Annotated in this window: 3 protein-coding genes; all 3 read right to left on the bottom strand. The window is 68.6% G+C overall.

The window, feature by feature from the left end; translation table 11 throughout:
- Window positions 1-114: 114 nt before the first annotated feature.
- Window positions 115-591 (bottom strand): transcriptional regulator NrdR, encoded by a 477-nt coding sequence (nrdR, locus tag ACIKT0_RS17320; RefSeq protein WP_183396292.1) that lies wholly within the window; start codon window positions 589-591, stop codon window positions 115-117.
- A gap of 24 nt (window positions 592-615) precedes the next feature.
- On the bottom strand, window positions 616-1,923 hold the full coding sequence (gene glyA / locus ACIKT0_RS17325) for a serine hydroxymethyltransferase (protein ID WP_407106601.1): 1,308 nt from the start codon (window positions 1,921-1,923) through the stop codon (window positions 616-618).
- A 190-nt stretch (window positions 1,924-2,113) separates the two neighbouring features.
- Window positions 2,114-2,227 (bottom strand): DUF6898 family protein, encoded by a 114-nt coding sequence (locus ACIKT0_RS17330; protein ID WP_407106602.1) that lies wholly within the window; start codon window positions 2,225-2,227, stop codon window positions 2,114-2,116.
- Window positions 2,228-2,241: the final 14 nt, after the last annotated feature.

Here is a 2,241-nt window from a genome sequence, read left to right on the forward strand (position 1 = left end):
CCGCGTAGGCGACGTCGATCACCACCTCGTCCGGTCCGGGCTCCGGGTCCGGCAGGTCGATCGCCGCCTGGTCCGGCCGGGTCGCCGGAAAGCCGTCCGCCACGGCGTCGAGTCTCACGACGACGCCGCGGGCTTCGGCTCGTCGCCCGCAAGCTCGCCGAGCAGCGTCTCGAAGTCCTTGGCTTCCCGGAAATTCTTGTAGACGGAGGCGAAGCGCACATAGGCGACGTCGTCGAGCGCCTTGAGCCCCTCCATCACCAGCCGCCCGATGGTCTCGGCCTGGACCTCCGTTTCGCCGCTGCTCTCCAGCTGGCGGACGATGCCTGACACCATGGTCTCGATGCGCTCCGGATCGACCGGCCGCTTGCGCAGCGCGATGGTGACGGAGCGATGCAGCTTGTCGCGATCGAACGGCACGCGCCGGCCGGAACGCTTCACCACCACGAGCTCGCGCAACTGCACGCGCTCGAAGGTCGTAAAGCGCTGGCCGCAGGCGCCGCACACCCGCCTTCGGCGGATCGCGGCGCCGTCTTCGGTCGGACGGGAGTCCTTGACCTGGCTGTCAGGCGCGCCGCAGTGCGGACAACGCATTCAAGGAACTCCCGCCGGCGTAAATCACGCCGAGTAGATGGGGAACCGCTCGACCAGGTTCGAGACCTGCTTGCGGACCTTGGCTTCGACCTCGGCGTCCTCTTCGACGCCCTTGGCCGACAGCGCGTCGAGCACCTCGGAGATCAGGTCGCCGATCTCCTGGAACTCCTTCACGCCGAAGCCGCGGGTGGTGCCGGCCGGCGTCCCGAGGCGGATGCCCGAGGTCACCATCGGCTTCTCCGGGTCGTAGGGGATGCCGTTCTTGTTGCAGGTGATGTGGGCGCGGCCGAGCGCGATCTCGGAGACCTTGCCGGTGAGCTTCTTCGGCCGGAGGTCGACGAGCATCAGATGCGTGTCGGTGCCGCCCGAGACGATGTCGAAGCCGTGGCCCTTGAGGTTCTCGGCGAGCGCCTTGGCGTTGGCGATGACGTTCTGGGTGTAGACCTTGAAGTCGGGCTTCAAGGCCTCGCCGAAGGCGACCGCCTTCGCCGCGATGACGTGCATCAGCGGGCCGCCCTGCAGGCCGGGGAACACGGCCGAGTTGAACTTCTTGGCCAGAGCCTCGTCATTGGTGAGGATCATGCCGCCGCGCGGGCCGCGCAGCGTCTTGTGGGTCGTCGTGGTCGCGACGTGGCAGTGGTCGAGCGGGTTCGGGTGCTGGCCGCCCGCCACCAGGCCGGCGAAGTGCGCCATGTCGACCATGAAGTACGCGCCGACCTCGTCCGCGATCCGACGGAACGCCGCGAAGTCGATCTGGCGCGGATAGGCCGAGCCGCCCGCGATGATCACCTTCGGCTTGGACTCGCGCGCGATCTTCGCGACCTCGTCCATGTCGATGCGATGATCGTCCTTGCGGACGTTGTAGTTCACGGCGTTGAACCACTTGCCCGACATCGCCGCCTTGGCGCCGTGGGTCAGGTGGCCGCCGGCCGCGAGGTCGAGGCCGAGGAAGGTGTCGCCCGGCTGCATCAGCGCGAAGAACACCGCGGTGTTGGCCTGCGCGCCCGAATGGGGCTGCACGTTCGCGAACTGGCAGTTGAAGAGCTTCTTGGCGCGGTCGATCGCAAGCTGCTCGGCGACGTCGACGAACTGGCAGCCGCCATAATAGCGACGGCCCGGATAGCCCTCGGCGTACTTGTTGGTCAGCACCGAGCCCTGCGCCTCGAGCACGGCGCGCGAGACGATGTTCTCGGAGGCGATCAGCTCGATCTCGTCGCGCTGACGGCCGAGCTCCGACTTCACGGCGTCCGCGAGCTCAGGGTCGATCTCGGCGAGGCTGGCCTGGAAGAAGCGGGTCTCCGCCGCGTGCGCCTGGCCTTCGGTGATGGACATGTCGTTTCCTCCTGAAGGTCGCACGACGCCTGCGCGGGTCACGCCGACCTGAAATCCCCATCGCGACGCGCTTCCCCGCAGGGGCGCGTCGCGCGGCTCTCGACGCCTCGCCTACCATATGTTGCGAAGCCGAGGAAAGCGCGGCGCCCTGTCTCGCATCGCGCGCGCGCCGCGACCTTGGGAGAAGTCGCTACTCCCTGGCGAGACGCAGCCGGAGCTTTCGCAGGGCGACGGCCTTCAGATGGGCCTCGCTCGCGGCGGCCGGGCCGACCACCACGACCTCGACGCCGGTCGCGGCGTCGATCGCGGCGCAGCGGG

The sequence above is a fragment of the Hansschlegelia beijingensis genome (genome assembly GCF_045505405.1).
In the GTDB taxonomy this organism is placed as follows: domain Bacteria; phylum Pseudomonadota; class Alphaproteobacteria; order Rhizobiales; family Methylopilaceae; genus Methylopila; species Methylopila beijingensis_A.

Bases quoted from the DNA above. Each gene is read 5' to 3' on its own strand.
- nrdR (WP_183396292.1), bottom strand. From the start codon at position 591: ATGCGTTGTCCGCACTGCGGCGCGCCTGACAGCCAGGTCAAGGACTCC.
- glyA (WP_407106601.1), bottom strand. From the start codon at position 1,923: ATGTCCATCACCGAAGGCCAGGCGCACGCGGCGGAGACCCGCTTCTTC.